The organism is Actinoplanes sp. NPDC049548 (genome assembly GCF_040676695.1).
Classification (GTDB): Bacteria; Actinomycetota; Actinomycetes; order Mycobacteriales; family Micromonosporaceae; genus Actinoplanes.
Genome location: NZ_JBFAPM010000035.1, coordinates 22,135 through 46,697 on the forward strand (window position 1 = coordinate 22,135; position 24,563 = coordinate 46,697).

Below are 24,563 nucleotides of genomic sequence, written 5' to 3' on the forward strand. Positions count from 1 at the left end.
CGTGGACGGAGCCGTCCGGTCGGGGCGACCACCCTGAGGTCCCGGCCGGACGGTTGCTCACACCGCCAGTTCTGCACTTGTTCCCTGCGACGCCGGGGCGCCGGCCGGGATCAGATCAGCCAGCGGTTACGCTGCACGAAGGGCAGCCCGGCCCACCAGCGGCCCAGACCCCAGGTGTGGCCCGCGTACGTCAGCGCGAGCACGATGGAGCCGACGGCGTACATGAAGTGGTAGTCGGTGATCGGGTTGTTGGAGCCGCTGGGCTTACCGGCGCTGGTGTGCTGCGCGGGCGGGTACTCGGCGAGCCACATGAACGCCATCATGAGGGTGGCGGCGCCCGCGGCGATGCGCATGCCGATGCCCAGGATGAAGGCGAGCCCGATGCCGAGCAGGCCGAGCATGAACAGCCAGTCGGCCCACGGGTCGCCGGCGATCGAGTGGGCGGTGCCCTGGAACGGGCCAACGTCCACCGACGACAGGAAGCCCTTGGTCGGGGAGCCGCCGTTGATCCAGGCACGCTCGGACGGGGTCGCGTAGCCGAGGCCGAAGGTCTTGTCGAGGAACGCCCACAGGAAGACGAAGCCGAGCGAGATGCGGAAAACGGCCAGCGCCCGCGCGGCGGTCTTGGTGAGCATGGAGCCGGGTGCCTCGACGGTCTCGAGGTGGTGAGCCGCGGGTCCGCGGCCGATGGTCGTCATGGTGTCCTCCTCAATCGATGTCCTGAGATGACGATGCACCGCTCGCAGCGCCCGCACCCGGGCCTGACCGCCCGACTCCACCAGGACCTAGGTCCCGATCGATGCGCAGTTCCCGCCGTCACGGGTCCTTCGACCCTGCCCCCGGCCGGTCGTCCCGCGAAAGGTTGGAGGCGTCACCAAGGCTGGAGGCTGACCATGACCTACCGCATCGCGATCAACGGCTTCGGTCGCATCGGTCGCAACTACGTGCGCACGCTGACGGACAAGAAGCTCATCAACGCGGGCCTGCAGGTCGTTGCGATCAACGACCTCTACGATTCCGCCACGCTGGCACACCTGCTCGAGTACGACTCCACTTTCGGCCGCATCGACGCGCAGGTGAGCTACGACGACGAGGCGCTCACCGTCGGGTGGCATCGGATCCCCACCTTCTGCGAGCGTTCCCCCGAGGCGCTGCCCTGGGGTGACCTCGGCGTGGACCTCGTGATCGAGTCGACCGGCAAGCTGCGCCGGCGCGACGACGCGGCCCTGCACCTCAAGGCCGGGGCCGAGCGCGTGCTGATCTCCGCGCCGGGGAAGGGCGTCGACGCGACCCTGGTGCCCGGGGTCAACGCCGACACGTACGACCCGGTTCTGCATTCGGTCGTCTCCGCCGCGTCGTGCACCACGAACTGCGTGGCGCCGCTGCTCAAGGTGCTGCACGAGGCGTTCGTCGTCGAGGCCGGGTATCTCACGACGGTGCACGCGTACACGAACGACCAGAACGTCCTCGACGCGCCGCACAAGGACCCGCGCCGGGCAAGGGCCGCCGGGGTCAACATCATTCCCACGAGCACCGGCGCCGCCAAGGCGGTCGGCCTCGTCCTGCCCGAGCTCGCCGGCCGGCTCGACGGCGTGGCCCTGCGCGTGCCCGTGGTGGACGGCTCCGTCAGTGATCTCACGTTGCAGTTCGCAGCCGAGGTCAGTCCGGGCCAGATCAACGCTGCCGTCGCGGCGGCGGCCGCGGCGGGCGCCCCGATGGAAGGCATCATCCGCTACACCGAGGCGCCGATCGTCTCCACCGACATCGTGGGCGATCCGGCCTCCTGCGTCTTCGACGCGAGACTGACCCAGGCGAGCGGACGACTGGCCAAGGTGTTCGGCTGGTACGACAACGAATGGGGCTACACGAACCGGCTCGTGGACCTTACCCAGCAGATGGCCAACCGGAGGTGACACCATGCGCGCCAAGGACATCATGAGCAGCCCGGTCCACGTGATCTGGCAGAACGCCACGGTGGAGGCCGCCGCGGAACTGATGGCCGCGAAGGCGGTGACCGCCCTGCCGGTCGTCGACGCTGACAGCCGGCTCGTCGGCATGGTGAGCGAGAGCGACCTGCTGTGGCACCGCGTACCCTCCGATCCGACAGCCCACCTGCGCCGGCACCCGGACACCGACCCCGAGTGGCGACCCGGCACGGTTGCCGAGGTGATGTCTCCGTCTCCGCTCACCGCGACGCCGGACGCGGATGTCGCGGACGTCGCCGAAACGATGTTGCAGCACGACGTGCGCAGCATGCCGGTGGTCGACGGCCGCAGCGTGATCGGCATCATCAGCCGCCGCGACATCCTGCGCGTCATGGTGCGCAACGACGAGATCCTGGCCCAGGAGGTCCAGCACCGCCTCGACGAGTACGCCGACGGGGTGCATCGTTGGACCGCGGTCGTGGACGGCGGCGTGGCGACCGTGGAAGGGGTCTTCAGCAACGACACCGAACGTGCGGTCGTGGAGGTCCTCGCCCGGACCGTGCCCGGCGTGGCCGCGGCGAAGGTCCACGCGGTGGCACCATCCTGAGGTCCACTCTCCGGGGTGGTCCTCCGCGAGCCGGCCCGGGCGCAGCAGCAGATCCTCGATCGCGGCCGTGTTCACCGGCGGTCCCCTCGCAGGATGAGGCGCCGACACCCGACCCCCCTCGGTGGCGACCAATGCGACGTGGCGCCCGTCCTCCGGGCGGCACAAGCGCTCGATCTCGGCGCGGATCGACGCGTCGCTCGGAAGGGCGAAGAACCGCAGCCGCAGGTTCTCCGCGGACGCCGTGGCGAACAGCGAAGACAACGCCGGCCGGTCGCCGCGGGCGACCGGCCGGATGGTGACGATCCCGCCGTCGGAGGTGAGGGCATCCGCCTCGTCGGCGAACCGGATGGGGGTGATCATGTCGTCCGCTCCCGCGGGATGCGTGCGATGTACACGGGGCAGTCGGCGTGATGCAGCAGTTGCATCGTGGTCGAACCGAGGAACGAGCCGGCCAGGACGCCGTGCCCGTGCGTGCCGACGACGACGAGCTGGGTACCGTGCGACACGCCGGTCAGGACAGATGCCGCACTGTCGTGCGACAGCATGGTCTCGACCGCGACGTCCGGATACTTCGCCTGCCAGGGAGCGACGAGCTGCTCCAGGCGTGCCCGTTCCTCAGCATCGGCCTCAGGCGTCGCGACGTCGCTGGCCGGCACCGTTCCGGCGAGCCACAGCGGAACCGGCGGCAGGTACGAACGGACGACGGCGAGCGCGGTTCCACGACGGGACGCGGCCTCGAACGCGGTGCTGAGGACGTGATCGGCTGCCGGGGAGTCGTCCACTCCGACCGCGACGGGACCGTCGGTGACGTCACCGCGTCCTCGTACGACCACCACCGGGCACGGCGCGTGGACGGCCACCCGCTGGCTCACAGAGCCGAGCAGGAGGCTGGCGAAGCCGCCACGTCCGCGGTTGCCCACGACCATGAGCTCGGCACGGTCGGCGATCGCCAGCAGCCGCGAGGCCGCGTGTCCCATGAGGGTGTCCACCTCGATCCGTACGTTCGGGGCGACCTTCCGTGCCAGGTCGAACCCGTTCGTCGTGATCGCCTCCGCCATCTGTCGTGCGATGCCGACGTACTGGTTGCTGTAGTCGAAGCGGGCCTCACGCCACTCCCAGTCGTACACGTATGCGATGCGCAGCAGCACCCCGCGGCGTTCGGCCTCTCGGGCCGCCCATCGCACAGCCGCTTCGCCGTGGGTCGTTCCGGCCGTCGCCACGATGATCTCTCTGGTCGTCATGGTTCCTCCCTCGTCACCTCCTCGAGCATCGGCCGGGTGCGGACGTGGCGGGCAGGGTAGAAGGTCCCCTTCAGCCGGGGCGAGCTCCGGAAAGCCGGGAACCGGACCGGCGGGTACCTGCCACACGACCCGGGCAGCACGGTCGTGCGGCCGTGTCGGCGTGGCTCGCCCGGCGCTTACCGTCCCGGTATGTCCAGCGTCGTGTCGTCGAAGCAAGACCTTCCCGTGGTGGTCGGTATCGACGGGTCGCGCTCTCATCCGCAGACCGTGGACCTTGCCGCCGATCACGCCGCCCGCCACGGTGCCCCACTGCTCATCGTCCACGTCTGGCCCGGGCACTATTCCGGGGCGTTCCGCACTCGCGGCGCTCTGCCGACCCGAGACGACGGACAGCACCTGCTCGATCTCGCGGTGCAACGCGCGCGGTTACGGGTTCCCGGCCTGCATGTCGCCGTGGAACTCGCCGACGGCAGCGCCGCACAGGCGCTCGTGGCCCGCAGTGAACGCGCCCGCATGCTGGTGGTCGGTCACCGCGACAGCAGCCTGGCCCGGCCCAGCTGGGGTTCGACGACCGCCTACCTTGCGCACTACGGTTGCTGTCCGCTGCTGGTGCATCGCGGCGCCGTCCCGGGTCGTGGCCCCGTGGTGCTCGCCGTGTCCGCACACCGTGATTCCGCCGCCACTGCCCGCTGCGCGTTCGAGGAGGCGGCGGCAACGAGCAGTCCGCTGGTGGCACTGCACGTATGGGCGTATTCCGGCGACGGACCGATCACCGGGACGTCCGGCGTCGCCTTCACGGCCGCCCGGCGCGACGCCCAGGCGCGGTTGGACGACGAGATGGCCGGCTGGACGGCACGCTTCCCCGACGTCGACGTCGAGCGGCTCCTCGTGCACGACGTCGGCATCGGGTACACGCTGGAAAGGGCGTCGCGGCGCGCGCGGTTGCTGGTCGCCGGCATGGGGCGGAGCGGGCGGTTCGTGGAGCTGCTGTACGGCTCCTTGGGTGGGGCACTGCAGCACCGGACGGCATGCCCGGTCCTGCTGGTTCCCTCGGGATGGGGGTCCATCCGGCGCCCGCGTGTCACCGGAGGTGCCGCTGCACGCCGGCGCTGAGCGGGCCGATCGGCCCTGTGCCGGTGCTCCGAGTCGCGGCCATTCTGGTGAGACGAGTCGGCGCCGCGGACGCTGGGAGGCTTCCCATGTTGGGCTGGCAGGTGCGGGAACCTGGTCCGGATCTCGGGCGAGCGTTGCGCCGGGTGCCGATGCGGGTGCCGCGGCCGGGACCGGGTGAGCTGCTCGTCGCGGTCGAGGCCTGCGGAGTCTGCCGGACGGTTCTGCACGTGGCGGCCGGTGAGCTGGCTGTGCACCGGCCCTCGGTCGTACCGGGCCACGAGATCGTCGGGCATGTGCTCGAACCAGGGGAGGGCGTCATTGGTTTCCGCCCCGGCGACAGGGTCGGGGTGGCATGGTTGCGCGAGGCCTGTGGTGAGTGCCGCCATTGCCGGTCGGGCGCCGAGAACCTGTGCCCGCGGTCGCGCTACACCGGCTGGGACGCCGACGGTGGCTACGCGGACTGCACCACCGTACGCGCGGACTTCGCGTACGTCCTGCCCGACGGGTACTCCGTGGCGGAGCTGGCGCCGCTGCTGTGCGCCGGGATCATCGGCTTCCGGGCGCTGCACCGCGCGGAGCTCCCGCCCGGTGGCCGCCTGGGGATCCATGGCTACGGCGCCTCGGCACACCTCACGGCTCAGGTGGCGATGGCGCAGGGAGCGCGCGTCCATGTGCTCACCCGCTCGGCGGCGGCACAGGACCTGGCGCTCAAACTCGGCGCAGCCTCCGCCGGCGGCGCGAACGACACCCCACCGGAACCGCTCGACTCCGCCATCCTTTTCGCACCCGTCGGTGAACGGTGCCGGTGGCGCTGCGAGCCCTCGACCGCGGCGGGACGCTGGCGGTGGCCGGGATCCATCTCACGGACACGACCTGCTGGCCTTCGCAGCCGGCCATCACCTCACCGTCTCGGTTTCCGCGTACCCGATGGGGGAAGCCGCGACGGCTCTGGGTGACCTGGCGGCCGACCGGGTCAACGGCGCCGCGGTGCTGGTCTGCTGATCAGACCTTGTGGTGCTGACTCCTCGCTGCCTCCGCCAAGGCGGCGCCCCACCGGCGGGCGCGCTCGCACTCACCTTCCACCAGCGGGCCGGTCGTTCCGGTCACGCGGAAACTCTCCGCCGGCAGCACGATCCGGCACCCGAGCCTCCGCAGCTCCTTCTGGGCCTTGCGCGCCGCCGACCCCGGGATCAGTGGCTTGTTGATTTTGGTGTCGAAGGCGGCTGCCGGAACGCCGGGCAGCACCGGCGAACATGCGAAGTACTCCCGCAGGCCGACCGCGACGGCATCGGGACGCACCGTGCCGTGCCGTGCCGCGTCCTGCCGGGTCGATGGCCGTGTCATGCCGAAGGCATGGGTGGGCCCGCCGACGACGACCAGGTCCATTCCGTCGGCTCGGGGCATCTCGGTCACGTCGGCGACGCTCACGTCATAGCCTGCTCGCAGGCCATCGGCGACCGCTTGTGCGATGGAGCAAGTATTGCCGTACATCGATTCAAAGACGATCAGGGCTTTCATGCCGGTCTCCTTCGGAGTCGGGGACTTGCCGGGATTCCCGCAACCGTCCGGCGAAGCGCAACAGCTGCTCCCACTCTCCACCCTCGTCGCCCGACGTTCGGCGGTACCAGGGAGGAACGGAGAGTGCTCCAGGGACCAATGGCCCTGGAGCGCGGTCGCGGGCCGCGCTGGGGTGGAGGGGATTGGAACCGGACCCGACGGAGGTGCCGCCATGACCCACGTACGGACGTGGACAGTCCAGATCGCCATCAGTGAGCACGAGGATGAACGTCGAACCCACGCCGATGCGATCCTGCACGGCGCGCGCATGGTGCGCGGCGAGGGGCAGGCGCGGCGCCGTCCGTCGGATCGGGAGGTGCCGGAGATCGGGGACGAGCTCGCCGCCGCACGCGCCTTGGCCGACCTGGCGTACAAGTTGCTCGACGTCGCCGCGGGCGACATCGAGCAGTTCACCCATCGGCCCGTCCATCTGACGTCGTGACGGACCGGCCGACGACTGCGCCGCTGGTGAGACGGGGACGGTCAGCCGCGGCTGCGGGGACGAACGGCCCTGGAGCCGTGGGTGCGGAGCGGGTGTGCTGGAGGTAGGCCAACGCACACCCGGGAGGTCGCCATGACCAACCTCGACGACAGAAGAACGGAAGCGCAGGCTCGGCGGGCCGCCACGATGACGGCGCACACTCGTTTCGGTGAGATCGTCAACCGGTACCTGGGTGCGACCGGGTACCGGGAGCCGGCCACCGGCGCGCCGCGGAGCAAGACCGTCACCGGGGTGGTGGTCGTCGGCGTCGACGAGACACCGACCAGCTACCCGGCGGTGGATCATGCCGCCGTGGAGGCCGAGCTGCGCGGCTGGAGCCTGCGAACGCTGCACGTGCAGCCCTCGTACGAGCTCAGCGCGGCGTCGCGTGCCGCCGCCGCCCGGCTGCTGGAGCGCATGACCGACCGGGTGCACGCCTGCTCGCCGGCGGTGCCCGTGACAAGCCGGATCGCCATCGGGGCCGCCGGGCCGCTGCTGCTCTCGGATGCCCGGGACGCCGACCTGATGGTCGTCGGACATCGGCACGGGCCGACGCGGACCGCCTTCGGGCTCAGTGTCGCGGACCGCATGGCCGCTCACCACCGCGCGCCGGTGATGGTCGTCCGCGTGCCGGGATGGCCGCCGGGGCCGGATTTCGGTGCCAGGCCACTGGTCGTGGGTGTCGACGTCGAGACCTCGGCGGAGATCGTCGCGTTCGCCGTGGAGGAGGCCCGGGTTCGCGGCTGCGAGCTGATCGTGCTGCACGCCGGCACCGGCGCTGTTTCCATGCAGCACGTCCCGGACCCGGGCGACGTGGTCGTCCGGAAGCGGCTCGTCGCGGGTGATCCCGTGTCCGCGCTGATCGACGCGTCCGGGCGCGCCTCAGCCGTCGTGGTGGGCCGGCGAGGCCCCGGCGGGTTCGCCGGTGCGCTGTTGGGTTCGGTGAGCCGTGCCATGGTGCAGCGTGCGCAGTGCCCGGTCTTCCTGGTGGGCTGAGACGACGAGAGCGGGAGGTGCGGGTTGACCACCACCGTCACTGCACAGGCGAACGCCATGCCGTTGCCGCATGCACTCCTCTTGGAATGCGTTCGCGCGGCCACCGCCGCGCCTTCGCTGCACAACAGCCAGCCGTGGCGGTTCCGCATCGGCGATGACCATGTCGACGTGTACGCCGACAGCACCCGGCAGCTGTCCATTCTCGACCCCCTCGGGCGCGAGCTCATGGTCAGCGTCGGCGCCGCGCTGTTCACCCTGCGGCTGGCGATCCGCAATGCCGGATACCTGCCCGTCCTGGACCTCTTCCCGTCCGGGGACGACTCGCGTCTCGTGTCCAGGGTCTGGGCGGGCCGGCGGCTGGCCCCCACTTCCCGTGTCGCCTCCCTGGCCATGGCCGTCGAGCGCCGGCACACCAACCGGTTGCCCTTCGCGCGTGCCGCGTTGCCGGCAAGCGCGGTCGAACGGCTCGTCGTCGCCGCCCACCTCGAAGGCGCGGCCCTGGCATTGGCGAATCCCGTCGGCCGCGACGCCATCCTGGGCATGTCCAGGGCCGCCGATCGCCGCCTGCGGGGCCGCTACGGCTATGACGGTGAGCTCGCGCGGTGGACAGGACTCCGCAACGGCCGCCGTGACGGCGTACCGCGGAGCGCGATCGGCCCGTCCGACGCGCTGGGCGTTCTGCCGATACGCGATTTCGCGCTGCCGCAACGGGACTCCGTCGAGTTCGAGCCGCACCCGGCCATCGCGGTGCTGGCCACGCGCGGCGACGGCACGGCCCAGTGGGTCAAGTCCGGGCAGGCCCTGCAGCGGGTGCTGCTGACGGCCACGGGGCTGGGCCTGGCGACCACGCCGATCAGCCAGCCGGTCGAGGTCCCGGCGGTCCGGTCGCTGCTCACCGACACGCGTACGGGCACCTGGGCGCAGATGGTGCTCAGGATCGGGTACGGCCGCCCGGTGCCCGCCACCCCCCGCCGCCCGGTGACGGACGTCCTGCTGACCTGAGGCCGTACCCGGAGCAGGCGTCTTCCGGGGCGCCGACCGCCGCCTCACCCGCAGACATCCGCCAGGAGGTCCGCCATGTCCGCCGACGTCTTCAAGCGCCGTCCCGCGCCGGCCGCACGCCGCGCCGGCTACACCGTGGCCGCGGCCGTCAACGTCGTACTGCTCTATCTGATCAACGTACGCCCGGGTTGGGACGCCGTGCCCTTCCTCACCGCCGACACCGTCGCAGTCCTGGGTCTCGTCAACGCCTCCCTGGTCGTCGGCGTGGTCGTCTATGCGCTGGAAATCGCCCATGATCCGCCGTGGGCGGTGGCGCTGGGCTCCCTGGCCACGACCATCGTCGGTGCCGCGGTCATCGTCCGGATGTGGCAGGTCTTTCCCTTCGCCTTCGCCGACGGACCGGTGAACTGGGCGGTGATCACCCCGGTGGTGCTGACCGTGGGGATCGTCGGCAGTGTCGTCGCAGCGTCCGTGCACGTCGTCACGCTGATCAAGGCATTGACCCACCCCCGGCCCGCCAGATGCGGCCCGGTGCCGCCCGGCCCTCAACTCTGATGGTGCGACGGAGATAGCCAGGAGAAAGGAGAGTCGGAAATGGCTGCATTGCTGCCACGCCTGTTCGGCGACATGGGCGACTGGTTCGAGATGGAGCTCCCGCGTCCCACGCCCGTGATCCGGTTCGAGGACAAGGTCAGCGACAAGGAGTACGTGCTGCGCGCGGAGCTGCCGGCGATGGAGCCGGACAAGGACGTGCAGATCATGATCCACGACGACCAGGCGGTGACGGCCTGCACGGCTCTGCCCCGACCGGCGGCCTCGGTGGCCGCCCAGTCCAGGGCCCGCCGGCCCCCTTCGGAGCCGTCGACCCGGGCGACGATGAGGTAGCTGGCGCTCACAGCTGCTCCTTCCGTCGGGCCGTTGCACCGGGGCACTCCCATTGACGTCCGCGGCGTCGCGTCACGGTAGGGCGGATGGTGTCCGTCGCCTGTGTCAGGTGGTGACGCGGTTGCGGTGCACGACCCGCAACGCGAGACCCGGTAGCGTCGCCATGCCTGTGCACATCAGCAGCTCGGGCACGGTCAACGCCTCGGTCCCGAGCAGCGTCTGCAAGGGTGGCAGCAGTACGCCGGCGACCTGCAGCACAGCGGACACCGCGACGGCCGCGATGAGGGACCGGTTGCGCGGCGTTCGGGGGGAGGCCTTGGCTCGTACGGCGAGGGCGACGCCCAACTGCGCGAGGCCGAGCACGACGAACATCACCGACTGCCACGGTCGTCCGTGGTGGTGGGCGACGACTCCGGCGGCCAGAACCACGGTCGCCAGGCAGAGACCGCCGGCGAGCACACTGAGGAGCAGTCCGTCGCCGAGCACGGATTCCTGCGGCGAGCGAGGCTTGCGGCGCAGGACGTCCGCCTCGGCCGGTTCTGCGCCCAGCGCCACGCCGGGCACCCCGTGGGTGAGCAGGTTGATCCACAGCAGCTGGCCGGGCAGCAGGGCCAGCGGCATGCCGAGCAGCGGACCGGCGAGCATCACCAGCAGTTCGGCGATGCCGCCGGACAGCGCGTAGCGCAGGAACCGGCGGATGTTGTCGTAGATGCGGCGGCCCTCGCCGATCGCGTCCGCCACGGTCGCCAGGTTGTCGTCGACCAGGACGAGCTCGGCGGCCTGCCGGGCGACCTCGGTGCCGCCGCCCATGGCGACGCCGATGTCCGCCTTGCGCAGCATCGGTGCGTCGTTCACGCCGTCGCCGACGGCTGCGACGACCTCACCGCGCTGCTGCAGGCCGGCGATGATGTCCAGCTTCTGCTCCGGCTGGGTACGGGCGTACACGCGGGCGTGCGCGATGTCGTCGGCGCTCGGCGGGCTGACAGCGACCGCGTCGGTGCCGCCGAGGACGCCGAGCTGCGCGCCGATGGCGCCGGCCGTGGCCGGGTGGTCGCCGGTGATGAGCAGCAGACGGACGCCGGCCGACTCGAACGCTGCGGCGGTGTCGCGGGCGTCGGCCCGGAGCGGGTCGCCGATGCCGACCAGGCCGGCGGTCCGCAACGCAGGCGGGTCGGCGGGGTCGGCCGGCGTGGCGGTGACCGCGGTGGCGATGGCGAGCACGCGTAGCCCGTCGGCCGCCAGCGCGGCGGCGGCGGCGAGGAGGGCAGCGTCCGCCTCGGGATCGAGGACGTTCTCCGGTGCGCCCTTGCGAACGACGAGGAACGTGCCGTCGGGTTGCTGGTGCACGGTGGTCATGCGGCGGGTCACCTGTTCGAAGGGAGATTCGGCGATACGCGGCGTCGCGGCGCGCTCCGCGGTGGTGTCCACACCGCAGCGCGCGGCGAAGGTGATCAAGGCGGCTTCGAGAGGGTCGCCTGCCGCGGCCCATTCCAGACGCTCAGGGCTGGGCGCGATGAGGTTCGCATCGTTGCAGAGCAGGCCCGCCCGGGCCAGCAGGCCCAGGGGGTCCGGCCGTCCTGCCGGGTGTACCTCGCCGTGCGGTGCGTAGCCAGTGCCTGTGACGGTGTAACGGGTGCCGTCCGCGGTGACGGCCTGCTGGACCGCCATCCGGTTCTGCGTCAGCGTGCCGGTCTTGTCGGACGCGATCACGGTGACCGAGCCGAGGGTCTCCACCGCGTGCAGGCGGCGGGGGATCGCGCGGGTCCGGGCCATGCGCCGGGCCCCGAGTGCCAGGGCCAGCGTCACCACGGCGGGCAGGCTCTCCGGTACGGCGGCGACGACGAGGCTGACGGCGGTGAGGGCCATCCGGGAGAGCGGCTGGCCCGCGAGCGCACCCAGCGCGAAGACGACAGCGGACACCGCGACCGCGGTGAGGCCGAGCAGGCGTCCCAGCGCGGCGATGCGCCGCTGCAGCGGCGTCGGGCCGGGTCTGGTGCCGGCGACGAGAGAGGCGATCCGGCCGAGAGCGCTGGTGGCACCGGTACGGACGACGACCCCGGCGGCACGCCCCGTGGTCAGCACGGTCCCGGATGCGGCCTCGTCGCCGTCGAACCGGGGTACGGGCACCGATTCGCCGGTCACCGCGGACTCGTCGAAGGTGGCCCGCTGGGCGTCGGTCAGCCGCAGGTCGGCCGGCACGACGTCGCCTGCCTCCAGGCGTACCAGATCACCACGGACCAGATCGGCGGCGGGCAGGATCAGATCTTTGCCGTCTCGGACGACCCTCGCCGTCGGCGCCGCCAGGCGGTCGAGGGCCGCTATCGCCGCATCCGCACGGACCTCCTGGATCACCCCGATCAACGTGTTGACCGTGACGACCAGGACGATGACCGCCGTGTCCGGCAAGTCCCCGAGCAGCGTGGTGACCACCGCGGCGGCGAGCAGGAGGGCGATCAACGGGTCGGCGAGCTGCCGTCCGATGCGGCCGGGCAGGCGACGCGGTGCCGGAGTGGCCACTGTGTTCGGGCCCTCTGACATCAGCAGCTTCGCCGCCTTCGCGGCGGTGAGTCCGCTGCCGGCCTGCGCTGTGGTCGTGCCCACGTCGTCTCCTCCCGTCGGTGTCACCTCGACGTCGGCCGGCCTCAGCGCAGCAGGACGTCCGTGACGTCCCGGCGCGGCGTCGGTCGCCCCGGCAGGCCGTAGCCGAAGCGCAGCGCCAGCTGCGGGAAACCGGTACGGCCCAGCGAGCGGCGCAGCTGGTTGCGAGCGGCCGGCACCTCGATCGGTTGCGAGATCATCGATGTGGCCAGCCTGACCACCACGACCGGACAGTGCGCATGCCGGAGCACCTGGCGTACCGTGCGGCCTCCCTTGCCGGCACCGATGACCAGCAGGCGCACCCCGGCCGTCGCCTCGGCCAGGCAGGCAGCCGGCTCGCCACTGCGGATGCGCAGAGCGACGCGCTGCCCGCCCAGGCCGGCCCGGGCCTTCGCCACAGCACGGGCGAGTGCGGGATCGACGAGCTCCACCTGAGGGACCACCGGGTCGCCGGTCATCCGCGCCAGCGCCGAACCGGGTGGGCAGACGTGCAGCAGCACGAGTCGCCCGCCGGTCCGCTCGGCGTGCTCGACGGCCCATGCCAGCGCCTGCCAGCCGCCGGCCCCACCCATGCCGGCCGCGATCGAGGTCACCGTGGTGCTCATGGTGGGAACCCTCCTGTGTCGGGATCTCCCACCACCGTGCCGTCTACCGGCACCTGCCGCTCAGGGTCCAAAGTCCCCTTTTCCGCCGCCGAGGGGAACCCGCCAAGTCAACACCGTTCCGACGCTGTCCGGACCGGGCTCGGCCCGGAACGTTCCGCCGAGGTCCTGCGCCCGCTCACCCATGTTCACCACACCGCCGCGGGCCCGCGCGGGGTCGAAGCCGATCCCGTCGTCCTCGACGCACAGCACGGCCTCACCGTCTGCGGCCCGCACGGAAACCCTGGCCGTGGTGGCACGGGCATGCCGGGCGATGTTCGACAGGGCCTCGCGCAGCACGGCCAGCAGCTGCGGTTGGATGTCGTCGGGAATGGCGCTGTCGACCGGCCCGGACGTCTCCAGAACCGGTCGAAACCCCAGGCTTTCGCTTGCGGCCTCCATGACATCGTGCAGGTCGGTTCGCAGCGACGGCCCCGTCGGGGCGCGTAGTTCGAAGATCGAACGGCGGATGTCGCGGATGGTGGTGTCCAGGTCGTCGACTGCTGCGTTGATGCGTTTGGCCACCTCCGGCTTGACCGCCTGGTGCACAGCACCCTGCAGGTGCATGCCGGTGGCGAACAACCGTTGGATTACCACGTCGTGCAGGTCCCGCGCGATGCGTTCCCGATCCTCCAGCAGGACGAGCTGCTGGCGCTCTTCCTGCGCCCGGGCCCGTTCGAGCGCCAGCGCCGCCTGCCCGGCGAAGGTCGACAGCTGCACCGCGTCCTCATCGGTGGGTGGCTGTCCGGCGGGCTGGGTGACGATGAGGACCCCGTGCAGGGTGTCCGGACCGGCGAGAGGGACGGCCATCGCCGGACTCTCGGGCACGGTCCCGGGCCATTCGGTGACGCTACGCAGATCGTCCAGGGCCCGGTACTTCTCCCGACCGAACTCCGCGGCGGCCGCCTGATCCACCGGGATGGTGCGACCGCGGAGGTCGGCGTAGGACGGCTGCGCACCGTCGGCGACCTCGATGGTGTACTGGGCGTCGTCCTCGTCGTAGAGCATCACCAGGACCAGCTCCGCGTCGGCGACCTCGCGGGCCCGGCGCGCTATCAGCCGCAGCGCCTCGGTGCGGTGCACCGTGCCCAGCAGCACCCCGGTGATCTCGGCGGTGGCGGCGAGCCAGCGTTCTCGGCGCTTCGCCAAGGCGTACAGGCGGGCGTTGTCGATGGCGACGCCCGCGGCCGCGGCCAGGGCGACCACGATCTCCTCGTCGTCGTCGCTGAACTCCTCGGCGCCTCGCTTCTCGGACAGGTAGAGGTTGCCGAAGATCTGATCCCGCGTGCGGACCGGCACGCCCAGGAAGCTGTGCATGGGCGGGTGGTGCGGTGGGAAGCCGTACGAGTCGGGATGCTTACGGATGTCGGGGAGACGTACCGGGTGGGGAGCGTTGATGAGCAGGCCCAACACGCCCCGGCCGCGCGGCAGGTCCCCGATCTTGGCGTGGATCGCCGGATCCATGCCATGGGTGATGAAGTCGACCAGCTCGGTGCGGTCGGCACCGATCACGCCGAGCGCGCCGTAACGGGCGCCCGCCAGCGCGCAGGCGGCCTGGACGATGCGCTGCAGAGTGCTGCGCAGATCGAGGTCAGTGCCGATTCCGACCACCGCGTCGAGCAGGGAGCGCAGCCGTTCCCGGCTGGCCATGACGTCACCGACCCGGTCGAGCATTTCCTGCAGGAGTTCGTCGAGCCGTACGCGTGACAGAGGGCGGAGTCCGAGCGACGGCGGGCTGTGCCGGTCCTCTTCGGCCATCCGGTCAGGGTAGTCCCGGTCAGGGACGGGCAACAGGGTCGCGGCGCTTGGGCTGGTTCCCGCGACGCGGTAGGAAGAAGAAGTGATACGTGTCTACCTGCTCGACGATCATGAGGTGGTCCGCCGCGGCCTGGTCGACCTGCTGCAGGCCGCGGGTGACATCGAGGTGATCGGCGAGTCCGGTCTCGCCCGGGAGGCGACTCGGCGCATCCCTGCGCTGCGGCCCGACGTGGCGATTCTGGACGCACGACTTCCGGACGGCAATGGCATCGACGTGTGCCGCGACGTGCGGGCCGCCGACTCGTCGATCAAGGGCTTGATCCTGACATCGTACGAGGATGACGAGGCGCTCTTCGCGGCGATCATGGCCGGCGCCTCAGGGTACGTGTTGAAGCAGATCCGTGGCACCGACCTCGTCGACGCGGTACGCCGGGTGGCGGCCGGGCAGTCGCTGCTGGACCCCGCGCTGACGCGGCGGGTGCTCGAGCGCATCCGGCACGGTGACGACCCGCCGCCGGAGCTGGCGGCGCTGACCGACCAGGAGCGCCGCATCCTCGAGGGCATCGCTGAAGGGCTGACCAACCGCGAGATCGCGGGGCGGATGTTCCTGGCGGAGAAGACGGTCAAGAACTACGTGTCCAACCTGCTCGCGAAGCTCGGCCTGGAACGGCGCACCCAGGCGGCGGTGCTCGCCACCCGTCTGCTCGGTGACCGGCCGCACCATTGACCGGTCAATACGCGGTCAGCCCGTGATCGCGGAATTGTCCGCGTACCCGTTCGAGCAGTGTCCCGTCCGGGACCGGCGTGCCGGTCAGGGGAAACGGTATGCCGAGGGCGGCGTACTTGGCCGCACCGAGGCGGTGGAAGGGCAGCACTTCGACACGCTCGACGGTGGGCATCCCGGCCGCGATGGAGGCGACCTCGTCGACGTTGGCCGGATCGTCGGTGAGGCCGGGCACGAGCACGAAACGGATCCAGATGCTGATGCCGCGGTCGGCCAGGCGGTGGGCGAACCGTACGGTCGGCTCGAGACGCCCAGTGCGGGTCACCCGCCGGTACGTGGCGGGGTCACCGGATTTGATGTCCAGCAGCACCAGGTCGGTCACGTCGAGCAGGGCGTCGTCGGCGTAGCTTCCGAGGAAGCCGCTGGTGTCCAGGGCGGTGTGCAGACGCAGGTCCTTGCATCCGCGCAGCACCTCCCGGGTGAAGGCGGCCTGTTGCAGGGGTTCCCCGCCGCTGATGGTGACCCCGCCGCCGGCGACCTTGAGGAAGCGTTCGTAGCGGCCGACCTCGGTGAGCAGTGCGGCGGCGGTGGTCGGCTTCCCGCTGCGCCGGTACCAGGTGTCGGGGCTGTGGCAGTACAGGCAGCGCAGCGGGCAGCCGGCCAGGAAGGCGACGAACCGGGTGCCCGGTCCGTCCACCCCGGTGGAGATGTCGAACGAGTGGACGGAGCCGGTGGTCATCGCAGCGACCCGTGGAAGGTCCGGGAGAGCACGTCGCGCTGCTGCTGGGTCGTCAGCTTGACGAAGTTGACCGCGTAGCCGGACACCCGAATGGTCAGCTGCGGGTAGTTCTCGGGGTGCGCCATGGCGTCCTCGAGGGTTTCGCGGAGCAGAACGTTGACGTTCATGTGGAAGCCGCCGCTGTCGGTGTAGCCGTCGAGGACACCGGCCAGGTTGATGATTCGTTCACCGCGGGCGTGGCCGAGGCCGTCGGGGGTGACGGTGATGGTCAGCGAGATGCCGTCGCGGGCGCAGCGGTAGGGCAGCTTGGCGACCGAGAGCGCGGCGGCGACCATGCCGTGCTTGTCGCGGCCGTTCATCGGGTTGGCGCCGGGTGCGAACGGCTCGCCGGCTCGGCGGCCGTCCGGGGTGTTGCCGGTGTGGGCGCCGTAGACGACGTTCGAGGTGATCGTGAGAACCGAGAGCGAAGGTTCGGCGTCGCGGTACGTGGGCTGCCGGCGGATCTTGGCCATGAACCGTTCGACCAGGTCGACCGCGATGGCGTCGGCGCGGTCGTCGTTGTTGCCGAACATCGGGAACTCGCCGTCGACCGAGTAGTCGACCACCAGCCCGGTCTCGTCCCGCAGCGCCTTGACCTGGGCGTACCGGATGGCACTGAGGCTGTCGGCGGCGACGGACAGGCCGGCGACGCCGGTGGCGAGGAACCGGTGCACAGGGTAGTCGTGCAGGGCCATCTCGAGGCGTTCGTAGGCGTACTTGTCGTGCATGAAGTGGATGACGTTGAGCGCGTCCACATACGTCTCCGCGAGCCAGTCCAGCGTCCGGTCGTAGGCCGACATCACCTCGTCGAAGTCCAGGACGTCGTCGGTCACGGGCGGCGAGGCGGGGGCGACCTGCTCGCCGGTCATCTCGTCGCGGCCGCCGTTGATCGCGTACAGCAGCGCCTTGGCCAGGTTGGCGCGGGCGCCGAAGAACTGCATGTCCTTGCCGACGCGCATCGCCGAGACACAGCAGGCGATCGCGGTGTCGTCGCTGTACGCGGGGCGGATGAGGTCGTCGTTCTCGTACTGGATGGAGCTGGTGTCGATCGACACCTGGGCGCAGAACCGCTTGAAGCCCTCCGGCAGCCGCGGCGACCACAGCACGGTGAGGTTCGGCTCCGGGGCGGGACCGAGGTTGTAGAGGGTCTGCAGGTATCGGTAGCTGGTGCGGGTGACCAGGGGCCGGCCGTCGCAGCCGATGCCGCCGAGCGCCTCGGTGACCCAGGTCGGGTCGCCGGAGAACAGCTCGTCGTACGCGGGGGTACGCAGGAACCGGACGATCCGCAGTTTGATCACGAAGTCGTCGACGAGCTCCTGCGCGTCCTGCTCGGTGAGCCGGCCCTCGGCGATGTCACGCTGCAGGTAGATGTCGACGAACGACGAGGTGCGGCCGAGCGACATCGCGGCGCCGTTCTGCTCCTTAATGGCCCCGAGGTAGGCGAAGTACAGCCACTGGATCGCCTCGCGGCCGGTGGCGGCCGGGCCCGAGATGTCGTGGCCGTAGCGACCCGCCATGAACCGCAGCTCCTGGAGGGCACGGATCTGCTCGGCGAGCTCCTCGCGGTCGCGGATGACGTCCTCGGACGACAGCTGCGCGTCCAGCTCCGCCTTGCGTACCTGCCGCTCGGCGATGAGCCGGTCCACGCCGTAGAGCGCGACCCGGCGGTAGTCGCCGATGATCCGGCCCCGACCGTACGCGTCGGGCAGGCCGGTGATGATGTGCGATCGCCGTGCCGCCTTCACGTCCGCGGGGTAGGCGTCGAAGACGCCGTCGTTGTGCGTCTTGCGGTACCGGCTGAAGATCGCCTTGACCGTCGGGTCCAGGCTGTAGCCGTACGCTGCCAGGCCGGCCTCCACCATCCGCAGCCCGCCTCCCGGCATGATGGCCCGGCGCAGCGGCGTGCTGGTCTGCAAGCCGACGATGAGCTCATGGTCACGGTCCAGGTATCCGGGCTCGTGCGAGGTGATCGTGGACGGCGTGTGGGCGTCGACGTCGTAGATTCCGCGGCGGCGCTCTTCGACGAACATCCGCTGCAGCTGTTGCCAGATCCGCTCGGTGCGGTGCGTCGGGCCGGTCAGGAACTCCGATCCGCCGGTGTACGGCTCGATGTTGTCGTGGATGAATCCGCCGACGTCGATGGTCTCGCGCCAGCCGGTGCCGCGGAAGCCGCGCCAGGCGTCGTGGAGCGTGGTGGCCATGGCCCCTCCTTCTTCTCCCTCCAGCGTTCCCGAGGGCCGCGCCCGCTGCTCAGGGCCGGAGGTCCCCTCCGGGGGGACCTCAGGGCCCTGCTCCTACCTGCTGTCCGAGCCGGTCGTGCGGGTCGCGGCGCGTCCGGCTTCGAGCAGGGCGACGGGTACGCGGAACGGCGAGCAGGACACGTAGTCCAGGCCGGCGTCGTGGAAGAACCGCACCGAGGCCGGGTCGCCGCCGTGTTCGCCACACACTCCTACGGTGAGTTCGGGCCGCACGGCGCGTCCGCGGTCGACGGCGATGCGCACCAGCTCACCGACGCCGTCCGCGTCGATCGTCTCGAACGGCGACGCCGCGAAGATGCCGAGCTCCAGATAGCGGCCGAAGAAGGCGCCCTCCACGTCGTCGCGGGAGAACCCCCACGTCATCTGGGTGAGGTCGTTGGTGCCGAAGGAGAAGAACTCCGCCGCGGCGGCGATCTGCCCGGCGGTCAGGGCGGCGCGCGGCACCTCGATCATGGTGCCGATACGGATCGGAGGGGCGCCGGGCACGCGGATGAGGACGGAGTCGGCTTCCGCGCGTACCGTCTCGAGCTCCTGGACGGCGCCGACCAGCGGAACCATGATCTCCGGCCGCGGGTCGCCGCCGTCGGCGACCCGCGCCGCCGCGGCCTCCGCGATCGCCCGGACCTGCATGGCGAACAGGCCGGGCACGACCAGCCCGAGGCGTACGCCGCGCAGGCCGAGCATGGGGTTCTGCTCGTGCATGCGGCGCACCGCCGCGAGCAGCGTGCCGTCGCGACCGGGGTCCTCGCCGAGCGCCTCCGCACGGGCCACTCGCGCGGTCAGCTCCTCCAACGGTGGCAGGAACTCGTGCAGCGGCGGGTCGATCAGCCGGATGGTCACCGGCAGGCCGTCCATGGCGGCGAGCAGGTCCTCGAATTCGTTGCGCTGCAACGGCAGCAGTGCGGCAAGGGCTTCTTCCCTCTCGGTGTCGTCGTCGGCGAGGATCAGCCGCTCGACCAGCTCCCTTCGGTCGCCGAGGAACATGTGCTCGGTGCGGCACAGGCCGACGCCGGTGGCGCCGAAGCGGCGGGCGCGGGCGGCGTCCGCGGCGGTGTCCGCGTTGGCGTGCACCCGCAGCCGCGCGAGGTGGCCGGCGTGGATCGTCAGCCGTTGCACCGCGGCCAGCAGCGGGTCGCCATGGGCGGTCAGTTCACCCTCGAAGTAGCGCACGACCGGTGAAGGCCGCACCGCGACGGCACCCGGGTAGACCTTGCCGGTGGTGCCGTCGATCGAGATGACGTCTCCGGCGTGCAGGAAGCGGCCGGCCACGCTGACGGCGTCGCCATCGATGATCAGCCCCTCGGCGCCGCAGACGCAGGTCTTGCCCATGCCGCGGGCGACGACGGCGGCGTGCGAGGTCTTGCCGCCGCGCGCGGTGAGGATGCCCTGCGCGGCGATCATGCCGGGCAGGTCGTCGGGGTTGGTCTCCCGGCGTACCAGGATGACCGGCCCCGTGGCCGCGGCCGCCGCGGCGGAATCGAGGACGATCGCGCCGACCGCTGCGCCCGGTGAGGCGGGGACACCGACGGTGAGCGGCGGGGGAGCGGCGTCGGTGTCGAAGCTGGGGAACATCAGCTGGGCGAGCTGCTCGCCGGTGACCCGCTGCAGCGCCTCGTCGAGGCTGATCGCGCCCTCGTCGACCAGCTGCGCGGCTATCACGAAGGCGGCGGCCGGCGTGCGTTTGCCGACGCGGGTCTGCAGCATCCACAGCTTGCCGTCTTCGATGGTGAACTCGATGTCGCACAGGTCGCGGTAGCGCTGCTCGAGACGCTGCATGATCGACAGCAACTGCCGGTAGCTCACCGGGTCGATGGTCGCCAGCTCGCTCAGGCCGACCGTGTTCCGGATCCCGGCGACCACGTCCTCGCCCTGCGCGTTGCGCAGATAGTCGCCGTAGACGCCGCGGCGCCCGGTGGCCGGGTCCCGGGTGAAGGCCACCCCGGTGCCGGAGTTCTCGCCGCGGTTGCCGAAGACCATGGCCATCACGTTGACGGCGGTGCCCAGGTCTTGCGGAATGCGTTCCTGCCGGCGGTAGACCCTCGCGCGTTCGGCGTTCCACGACCGGAACACCGCCCCGATCGCCAGGAACAGCTGCTCGTGCACAGCCTGCGGGAAGTCACGGCCGGTGTGCTCCGCGAACACCTTCTTGTACGCGTACACGAGATCCTGCAGTTGGGCCGTGCTCAACTCGGGGTCCACAGCGACGCCGGCGGTGGCCCTGGCGGCCTCCAGTTCCGTCTCGAAGGCCTCGCCGGGTACGTCGGACACGGTCCTGCCGAACATCTGGATGAGCCGCCGGTAGGAGTCCCAGGCGAACCGCTCGTCGCCGCTCTGCCGGCCCAAGCCTGCCACGCTCGCGTCGTTGAGGCCGATGTCGAGGATCGTCTCCATCATCCCGGGCATGGAGAACTTCGCACCGGAGCGCACCGACAGCAGCAGGGGATCGTCGGCGTCGCCGAACCTCTTGCCCATCCGGGTCTCCATGAGGTGCAGGTGGTGCTCCACCTCGTCGAACAGTCCGGCGGGCATGGCGCCGGTGCGCAGGTACTCCCGGCATGCTTCGGTGGTGACGGTGAAGCCGGGCGGCACGGGCAGCCCCATCCGGGTCATCTCAGCCAGGTTGGCGCCCTTGCCTCCCAGCAGGTCCTTGAGGTCCTTGTTGCCCTCGACGAAGTCGTAGACATATCCGGTCATCGTGGTCGCACCCCTTCTCTTTCCCCGTTGGTAGCCCGGCCGACGACCCACCCAGTAGGGCCGGACGTCCCTACTGGGCGGGCTGCGGCAGGACGAGCGTGGAGGTGACGACAGCGAGAGGAGTCGGTCATGAAGGGCCTTGTGTACGGCGGGCCGGGAGTCCGGTCCTGGACGGAGATCCCCGACGCCCGGATCCAGGATCCGAGAGACGCGGTCATCCGGGTCGACGCCGTCACCATCTGCGGCACCGACCTGCACATCCTCGGCGGTGACGTGCCCGAGGTGGTCCCCGGCCGGGTGCTCGGCCACGAGGCGGTCGGCACGGTCGTCGAGGCCGGTGGCGGCGTCGCCGGGTTGACGCCGGGAGACCGGGTGCTCGCCTCGTGCATCTCCGCCTGCGGAACCTGCCGCTACTGCCGGGAGGGTGCGTACGGACAGTGCCGCGGCGGTGGTGGCTGGATCCTCGGCCATCTCATCGACGGCGTGCAGTCGCAGTACGCGCGGATCCCGTTCGCCGACCTGTCGACGTACAAGCTGCCGGATCAGGTCAGCGACGAGGCGGCGGTGCTGCTTGCCGACATCCTGCCCACCTCGTACGAGGTCGGCGTGCTCAACGGCCGGGTACGCCCCGGCGACACCGTCGTGATCGTGGGCGCCGGACCGATCGGGCTGGCCGCCGTGGTGACGGCGCGCCTCTACTCGCCGGCCCACATCGTCGTTGTCGACAAGGCGGAAAGCCGGCTGCAGGCCGCGAAGATGTTCGGCGCGGACACGACCGTGGTCGCGGGCGCGGAGGATCCGATGGCAGTGGTGCATGCCCTGACCGACGGGCTGGGCGCGGACGTGGCGATGGAAGCCGTCGGCACGCCGCAGACCTTCGAGCTGTGCGCCGCACTGGTACGGCCCGGCGGCCGCGTGGCGAACATCGGCGTGCACGGCAAGCCCGCGACGCTGCACCTGGAAGACCTGTGGATTCGTAACGTCACCATCACCACCGGCCTGGTCGACACGTCCTCGACGCCGAAGCTGCTGACCATGCTGATGGCCGGGCAGCTTGACCTGGGCCACATGGTCACGCACCGTTTCGCCCTCGACGAGTTCATGACGGCGTACGACGTGTTCGCAGACCCCGCGCACTCGGGCGCGCTCAAGGTAGTGCTGTCGCGATGAGAACCCGAGGACTGCTCGCCGCCGCCGTTGTGACGGCGGCGGCCGTGGCCGGCACACGACCGGTCCGGCGCCGACTGCTGACCTGGGGCGCCACCTCGCAGGAGGCGGCCGGCCCGCTCGCCGGTGACGACCTGCTGCCGGACGCCGGGTTGGTCTCCACCCGCGCGATCACCATCGGTGCCACCCCGGCGGCCGTCTGGCCCTGGCTGGTGCAGATGGGCAGCGGCCGCGGCGGCGCGTACACCTACGACTGGATCGAGAACCTGCTCGGCCTCGACATGCACAGCGCCGACGACATCCTCCCGCAGTTCCAGAAGCTCGATGTCGGCGACGTCCTGCCGTTGGGCAAGACCGGTCCGGACATGCGCGTCGAAATCTGCGAACCCGAGCGGACCCTCGCGATCCGCTCGACCGACGGTGCCTGGGTGTGGAGCTTCACGCTGCGCGCAGAGGCTTCCGGAACGCGGCTCATCAGCCGGAACCGGATCCAGCTCCGGAGCGCAGGACGAATCCGCCGGTTCCTCTATGACCTGGCGATGACTCCCGGCAGCCTGATCATGGAACGCCGGATGCTGCTCGGGATCAAGCACCGCGCGGAACGGCGCGGCGACCAGTGCTCCCGAGGCCCGCGCACAGGCTGATCACCGCCCCGTGGGAGCGGTCCTCTCGGTCGTATGGCAGCGTCGGCAGGTATGGGTCTGCGGCGAATTGAACTCGGTGTTCAGATACAGCCATGGTCCCCACACGTGCTCCATTCGAGACTCCGTGGCACCGCACCGTCCGCAGCGACGAGCCTGAACACAGCCGTCTGCATCGATGTAGGCGAACTCGCCCCACGTATGGCGGCTGATCTCCTCGGTCTTGGCGCAGTAGTCACAGGTCCGAACGACTTCGCAGCGACTGCCGGGATATGACCACTGCCCGGAATGCCGGCCCAGGCCGCACAGCACCTTCCTGAAGACGCCCATCTCGGCTCCTCGTCCGTGGCTGAGCTCGGCCCAGCCCTCTTCACTGACGGTAGGGCGCCGGTCGGGACCACCGTCAGGGCCGAGAGACTCGAGTCGAGCAGCAGGAGCCATAAGGCCCCCGCTTTCCCGTCCTTGAGCCCTGCCGGCCCGGCGTGGAGGAGCGGTCTGCTGGGAGGAGAACGTCGGTACTGGGCACGAGGAGGGCATCATGAAGCGTCAGCTGCTCGCCATGGGGGTAGGCGCACTTTTCCCGCTGATCGCAGTTGCGGTCGTCGCGGTCGCCGCTGTCGTCGATGCGGCCGCGCACGGCGTGCAGCGTCTCACGCATCGATGAAGGTGATGTGCGGTGCAGCCCAAATCTTCGGTCGGCTTCGGCACCCGCGGTGCGACCGAGCACCGGGCCGGCACGTGCGTCGAGCTCTATTGGTTGCCGCTCGGTGCCGGAGGTCAGCGTTCCGTCCGTTGCGCAGGACGCCTCTACGAGAGCGTCGCAGCACGACGTACCCATCGGAACCCGCTGTCTCTCTATCACTCAGCCCTTCGGGTCCATGTACGCGGTGACCTGTACACCGTCGAGATGGCCCCGGTCTGGAGCAGCACAGCTGACAACCGGGGTGTGGTCGCTGAGGGGCCGGTAGGTCACCGCCTGCTGGGCCGCTCGCGCCTGTTCCGCTACGAGGTCCGACGGTGGCGCAACGGCAGCATCCCTGACCTCGCCGCTGCCGTCGCAGGTCCGCAACTCGTTGGTGTCGACGCGGCCCATGCTGAGCAGCTCCTCGAGATCCTGCCGAAGTTCCCGTGTGCCACGTGGGGCCGCGATGAGCTCCACACCGGCGAGATGTGGAACTCCAATTCGCTGGTCTCGTGGGCGCTGGCGATGAGCGGCCATCCGGTAGGACCAGCGGTTCAGCCGCCGCCGCAAGGACGAGCACCTGGCTGGACGGCCGGCCTCGTCGTCGCCGCACGCCAACGCCCCGAGACTGCCCCTCAGCCGGATGCCAGGCCTACCGATCCTGGGGCTTGGCAGAGGTGGCCCCCTAGCACGCTTGGAACCGATGCCACCTTCGTTCACTGCCTAGGTTCAACCGGTCGTTGCAACACCTGCCGGTTGGAGCAACCGTAGCTGCTCGTCGAGAGCTTCGGCGGGCGTCTTCCAGTCGAGGACCT

The 24,563-nt window shown here is 70.7% G+C and carries 22 protein-coding genes and 2 pseudogenes; 13 read left to right on the top strand and 11 right to left on the bottom strand.

Annotated elements, in window-relative coordinates:
- Positions 1 to 110: 110 nt before the first annotated feature.
- On the bottom strand, positions 111 to 698 hold the full coding sequence (locus AB0J80_RS36875; RefSeq protein ID WP_364714293.1) for a DoxX family protein: 588 nt from the start codon (positions 696 to 698) through the stop codon (positions 111 to 113).
- Between the two features lie 195 nt (positions 699 to 893).
- On the opposite strand from AB0J80_RS36875, the gene gap reads away from it, so the two are divergent.
- Positions 894 to 1,913: a type I glyceraldehyde-3-phosphate dehydrogenase gene (gap, locus tag AB0J80_RS36880; protein ID WP_364714295.1), complete on the top strand. Its 1,020-nt coding sequence runs from the start codon at positions 894 to 896 to the stop codon at positions 1,911 to 1,913.
- A 4-nt stretch (positions 1,914 to 1,917) separates the two neighbouring features.
- Positions 1,918 to 2,532: a CBS domain-containing protein gene (locus AB0J80_RS36885; RefSeq protein WP_364714297.1), complete on the top strand. Its 615-nt coding sequence runs from the start codon at positions 1,918 to 1,920 to the stop codon at positions 2,530 to 2,532.
- Positions 2,533 to 2,888: 356 nt separating this feature from the next.
- Here AB0J80_RS36885 and AB0J80_RS36890 read toward each other — a convergent pair whose 3' ends face one another.
- A complete protein-coding gene (locus AB0J80_RS36890; RefSeq protein WP_364714298.1) occupies positions 2,889 to 3,773 on the bottom strand; it encodes a universal stress protein in 885 nt (294 codons plus the stop codon).
- A gap of 189 nt (positions 3,774 to 3,962) precedes the next feature.
- On the opposite strand from AB0J80_RS36890, the gene AB0J80_RS36895 reads away from it, so the two are divergent.
- Both AB0J80_RS36895 and AB0J80_RS36900 read left to right on the top strand, forming a co-directional pair.
- A complete protein-coding gene (locus AB0J80_RS36895) occupies positions 3,963 to 4,886 on the top strand; it encodes a universal stress protein (protein WP_364714300.1) in 924 nt (307 codons plus the stop codon).
- Between the two features lie 86 nt (positions 4,887 to 4,972).
- Entirely contained in the window at positions 4,973 to 5,842 is an 870-nt protein-coding gene (locus AB0J80_RS36900; RefSeq protein ID WP_364714302.1) for a zinc-binding alcohol dehydrogenase family protein, read from the top strand.
- A gap of 46 nt (positions 5,843 to 5,888) precedes the next feature.
- Here the strand turns inward: AB0J80_RS36900 and AB0J80_RS36905 are convergent, their stop codons facing one another.
- On the bottom strand, positions 5,889 to 6,404 hold the full coding sequence (locus tag AB0J80_RS36905; RefSeq protein ID WP_364714304.1) for a flavodoxin domain-containing protein: 516 nt from the start codon (positions 6,402 to 6,404) through the stop codon (positions 5,889 to 5,891).
- Between the two features lie 211 nt (positions 6,405 to 6,615).
- Between AB0J80_RS36905 and AB0J80_RS36910 the strand changes: the two genes are divergently transcribed.
- From AB0J80_RS36910 to AB0J80_RS36930, 5 genes are all read left to right on the top strand, one after another.
- Positions 6,616 to 6,885, top strand: a complete 270-nt coding sequence (locus AB0J80_RS36910) for a dsRBD fold-containing protein (protein ID WP_364714306.1) — start codon at positions 6,616 to 6,618, stop codon at positions 6,883 to 6,885.
- Between the two features lie 132 nt (positions 6,886 to 7,017).
- Positions 7,018 to 7,920: a universal stress protein gene (locus tag AB0J80_RS36915; RefSeq protein ID WP_364714307.1), complete on the top strand. Its 903-nt coding sequence runs from the start codon at positions 7,018 to 7,020 to the stop codon at positions 7,918 to 7,920.
- A gap of 81 nt (positions 7,921 to 8,001) precedes the next feature.
- Positions 8,002 to 8,922 carry a nitroreductase gene (locus AB0J80_RS36920; RefSeq protein ID WP_364714309.1) on the top strand — a complete coding sequence of 307 codons (921 nt, stop codon included), beginning with the start codon at positions 8,002 to 8,004 and terminating at the stop codon, positions 8,920 to 8,922.
- A 75-nt stretch (positions 8,923 to 8,997) separates the two neighbouring features.
- On the top strand, positions 8,998 to 9,477 hold the full coding sequence (locus AB0J80_RS36925) for a hypothetical protein (RefSeq protein WP_364714311.1): 480 nt from the start codon (positions 8,998 to 9,000) through the stop codon (positions 9,475 to 9,477).
- A 39-nt stretch (positions 9,478 to 9,516) separates the two neighbouring features.
- The gene (locus AB0J80_RS36930; protein ID WP_364714313.1) at positions 9,517 to 9,807 is read left to right on the top strand and encodes a hypothetical protein; all 291 of its coding nucleotides are present in this window, start codon (positions 9,517 to 9,519) and stop codon (positions 9,805 to 9,807) included.
- Between the two features lie 105 nt (positions 9,808 to 9,912).
- On the opposite strand, the gene AB0J80_RS36935 is transcribed toward AB0J80_RS36930, so the two are convergent.
- The 4 genes and pseudogenes from AB0J80_RS36935 to AB0J80_RS36950 all read right to left on the bottom strand — a co-directional run bounded on the left by AB0J80_RS36935 (position 9,913) and on the right by AB0J80_RS36950 (position 14,804).
- Positions 9,913 to 12,408 carry a cation-transporting P-type ATPase gene (locus AB0J80_RS36935; RefSeq protein WP_364714315.1) on the bottom strand — a complete coding sequence of 832 codons (2,496 nt, stop codon included), beginning with the start codon at positions 12,406 to 12,408 and terminating at the stop codon, positions 9,913 to 9,915.
- A 41-nt stretch (positions 12,409 to 12,449) separates the two neighbouring features.
- A pseudogene (locus tag AB0J80_RS36940) lies at positions 12,450 to 12,617 on the bottom strand (nitroreductase); the annotation flags it as partial.
- A 12-nt stretch (positions 12,618 to 12,629) separates the two neighbouring features.
- Positions 12,630 to 13,010 (bottom strand): annotated as a pseudogene (locus AB0J80_RS36945) (universal stress protein); the annotation flags it as partial.
- Between the two features lie 60 nt (positions 13,011 to 13,070).
- A complete protein-coding gene (locus AB0J80_RS36950; RefSeq protein ID WP_364714316.1) occupies positions 13,071 to 14,804 on the bottom strand; it encodes a GAF domain-containing protein in 1,734 nt (577 codons plus the stop codon).
- A gap of 82 nt (positions 14,805 to 14,886) precedes the next feature.
- Between AB0J80_RS36950 and AB0J80_RS36955 the strand changes: the two genes are divergently transcribed.
- Positions 14,887 to 15,531 carry a response regulator transcription factor gene (locus AB0J80_RS36955; protein WP_364714318.1) on the top strand — a complete coding sequence of 215 codons (645 nt, stop codon included), beginning with the start codon at positions 14,887 to 14,889 and terminating at the stop codon, positions 15,529 to 15,531.
- Between the two features lie 4 nt (positions 15,532 to 15,535).
- Here AB0J80_RS36955 and pflA read toward each other — a convergent pair whose 3' ends face one another.
- The 3 genes from pflA to ppdK form a co-directional block, all read right to left on the bottom strand.
- Entirely contained in the window at positions 15,536 to 16,267 is a 732-nt protein-coding gene (gene pflA / locus AB0J80_RS36960) for a pyruvate formate-lyase-activating protein (RefSeq protein WP_364714320.1), read from the bottom strand.
- The gene (pflB, locus tag AB0J80_RS36965; protein WP_364714321.1) at positions 16,264 to 18,507 is read right to left on the bottom strand and encodes a formate C-acetyltransferase; all 2,244 of its coding nucleotides are present in this window, start codon (positions 18,505 to 18,507) and stop codon (positions 16,264 to 16,266) included. The genes pflA and pflB overlap by 4 nt, the downstream gene beginning before the upstream one ends.
- Positions 18,508 to 18,600: 93 nt before the next feature.
- Positions 18,601 to 21,258 (bottom strand): pyruvate, phosphate dikinase, encoded by a 2,658-nt coding sequence (ppdK, locus tag AB0J80_RS36970; protein ID WP_364714322.1) that lies wholly within the window; start codon positions 21,256 to 21,258, stop codon positions 18,601 to 18,603.
- Between the two features lie 129 nt (positions 21,259 to 21,387).
- Between ppdK and AB0J80_RS36975 the strand changes: the two genes are divergently transcribed.
- From AB0J80_RS36975 to AB0J80_RS36985, 3 genes are all read left to right on the top strand, one after another.
- Positions 21,388 to 22,428: a zinc-dependent alcohol dehydrogenase family protein gene (locus AB0J80_RS36975; RefSeq protein WP_364714324.1), complete on the top strand. Its 1,041-nt coding sequence runs from the start codon at positions 21,388 to 21,390 to the stop codon at positions 22,426 to 22,428.
- Entirely contained in the window at positions 22,425 to 23,069 is a 645-nt protein-coding gene (locus AB0J80_RS36980; RefSeq protein ID WP_364714326.1) for an SRPBCC family protein, read from the top strand. Before AB0J80_RS36975 ends, AB0J80_RS36980 begins: the two co-directional genes overlap by 4 nt.
- Before the next feature lie 535 nt (positions 23,070 to 23,604).
- Entirely contained in the window at positions 23,605 to 23,730 is a 126-nt protein-coding gene (locus AB0J80_RS36985) for a hypothetical protein (RefSeq protein ID WP_364714328.1), read from the top strand.
- Between the two features lie 198 nt (positions 23,731 to 23,928).
- Here AB0J80_RS36985 and AB0J80_RS36990 read toward each other — a convergent pair whose 3' ends face one another.
- Positions 23,929 to 24,225: a hypothetical protein gene (locus AB0J80_RS36990; RefSeq protein ID WP_364714330.1), complete on the bottom strand. Its 297-nt coding sequence runs from the start codon at positions 24,223 to 24,225 to the stop codon at positions 23,929 to 23,931.
- Positions 24,226 to 24,563 lie beyond the last annotated feature (338 nt).

Bases quoted from the DNA above. Each gene is read 5' to 3' on its own strand.
- AB0J80_RS36975 (WP_364714324.1), top strand. From the start codon at position 21,388: ATGAAGGGCCTTGTGTACGGCGGGCCGGGAGTCCGGTCCTGGACGGAG.
- AB0J80_RS36885 (WP_364714297.1), top strand. From the start codon at position 1,918: ATGCGCGCCAAGGACATCATGAGCAGCCCGGTCCACGTGATCTGGCAG.
- gap (WP_364714295.1), top strand. From the start codon at position 894: ATGACCTACCGCATCGCGATCAACGGCTTCGGTCGCATCGGTCGCAAC.
- AB0J80_RS36950 (WP_364714316.1), bottom strand. From the start codon at position 14,804: ATGGCCGAAGAGGACCGGCACAGCCCGCCGTCGCTCGGACTCCGCCCT.
- AB0J80_RS36930 (WP_364714313.1), top strand. From the start codon at position 9,517: ATGGCTGCATTGCTGCCACGCCTGTTCGGCGACATGGGCGACTGGTTC.
- AB0J80_RS36875 (WP_364714293.1), bottom strand. From the start codon at position 698: ATGACGACCATCGGCCGCGGACCCGCGGCTCACCACCTCGAGACCGTC.
- AB0J80_RS36915 (WP_364714307.1), top strand. From the start codon at position 7,018: ATGACCAACCTCGACGACAGAAGAACGGAAGCGCAGGCTCGGCGGGCC.
- AB0J80_RS36900 (WP_364714302.1), top strand. From the start codon at position 4,973: ATGTTGGGCTGGCAGGTGCGGGAACCTGGTCCGGATCTCGGGCGAGCG.
- AB0J80_RS36985 (WP_364714328.1), top strand. From the start codon at position 23,605: ATGAAGCGTCAGCTGCTCGCCATGGGGGTAGGCGCACTTTTCCCGCTG.
- AB0J80_RS36980 (WP_364714326.1), top strand. From the start codon at position 22,425: ATGAGAACCCGAGGACTGCTCGCCGCCGCCGTTGTGACGGCGGCGGCC.
- AB0J80_RS36905 (WP_364714304.1), bottom strand. From the start codon at position 6,404: ATGAAAGCCCTGATCGTCTTTGAATCGATGTACGGCAATACTTGCTCC.
- AB0J80_RS36895 (WP_364714300.1), top strand. From the start codon at position 3,963: ATGTCCAGCGTCGTGTCGTCGAAGCAAGACCTTCCCGTGGTGGTCGGT.
- AB0J80_RS36890 (WP_364714298.1), bottom strand. From the start codon at position 3,773: ATGACGACCAGAGAGATCATCGTGGCGACGGCCGGAACGACCCACGGC.
- AB0J80_RS36925 (WP_364714311.1), top strand. From the start codon at position 8,998: ATGTCCGCCGACGTCTTCAAGCGCCGTCCCGCGCCGGCCGCACGCCGC.
- pflB (WP_364714321.1), bottom strand. From the start codon at position 18,507: ATGGCCACCACGCTCCACGACGCCTGGCGCGGCTTCCGCGGCACCGGC.
- AB0J80_RS36910 (WP_364714306.1), top strand. From the start codon at position 6,616: ATGACCCACGTACGGACGTGGACAGTCCAGATCGCCATCAGTGAGCAC.
- pflA (WP_364714320.1), bottom strand. From the start codon at position 16,267: ATGACCACCGGCTCCGTCCACTCGTTCGACATCTCCACCGGGGTGGAC.
- ppdK (WP_364714322.1), bottom strand. From the start codon at position 21,258: ATGACCGGATATGTCTACGACTTCGTCGAGGGCAACAAGGACCTCAAG.